The organism is Blautia hansenii (genome assembly GCF_013304445.1).
Lineage (GTDB): Bacteria > Bacillota > Clostridia > Lachnospirales > Lachnospiraceae > Blautia.
This window is the reverse complement of sequence record NZ_JAAITA010000063.1, coordinates 1-1,141: the sequence shown is the minus strand read 5'-3', so window position 1 is coordinate 1,141 and position 1,141 is coordinate 1. Positions and strand designations below refer to the sequence as shown.

The following is a 1,141-nucleotide window of genomic DNA, read 5'->3' as shown; positions in this document are numbered from 1 at the left end:
CCTAGATTATTCACGGCACAGCCGTGAAAGTGGCTGAAAGCCACATAGTTGCTGTATTTTAATTGAATATTGCTTTTCACTTATCAAGTGAATAAAAAAAGAGCATCCATTTGTGGTAAAATTAAGGTGTTCAAAGCCATTAATAATACAAACAAAGGAGCCCTTCATGAGTATTATAAACACCTTATCACTAGAAAGCAATAGACAGATTAAAATAAATTTTGATGGAGGAGATTTATCCTCCGATGCAGGCCTGCTTCTTATCAAAGAATTCGTAAGTAAACTTGACATTGATAAACTTTTCAGTCGCTCATTTAAGACTAATGATTCTGCATCATTTAGATATCACACTGACAAGGAGAATCTCCTTCAGATAATCTATATGATTATTGCAGGTTATTTTGAAGATGATGCTTCAGATGAACTTACAAATGACCCAGTATTTAAAGCAGTACTAAATAAAGATGCTTTAGCATCACAACCTACGGTATCAAGATTCTTTAACCGTATGGATGAAGATACTTTAAACCAATTCCTTACGATTGGCAGAATACTTCGAAAAAGAGTTTACAGTATTCAGATGCCACAGGCTGTTATTCTGGATCTGGATTCCACTCTTCTTGATGCATACGGCAAACAGGAAGGCCGAGCCTTTAACTTTCATTATCAGAGCAATGGATACCATCCACTTGTCTGTTATGATGGAATGACTGGGGATCTGATAAAAATCCAACTTCGTGATGGAACACAGTATTCCTGCACTGGAGTGGTTGACTTCCTGCAACTGATACTTGATGAATATCTGAATGATTATCCAACAATCCAAATTCTGCTTCGGGGTGACAGCGGTTTTGCTACGCCTGACCTTTACAAGCAGTGCGAGGAAAATGGCACAAGCTATGTCATCCGGCTGAAGGAGAATGGTATTCTCCGTGAAAAAGCATCCCATCTTGTGGATGAGCTTGATGAAATCACCAGGAATAACAAAGTTGATTATGCGGTAGTTTATGGTGAATTCATGTACAAAGCAGGTCCATGGCCTTATGAAAGGCGTGTGGTTTGCAAGGTTGAAAAGCCGGAAAACCAGATGGTTTACATGTACACATTTGTTGTCACAAACATGGATTCCTCACCAAAGTAT

General features: G+C 38.5%; 1 protein-coding gene. It reads left to right on the top strand.

Annotated elements, in window-relative coordinates:
• Positions 1–166: 166 nt before the first annotated feature.
• Positions 167–1,141, top strand: a 975-nt coding sequence (locus G5A70_RS15495) for an IS1380-like element ISRgn3 family transposase (protein WP_173750335.1), incomplete at its 3' end; no start/stop codon positions are given.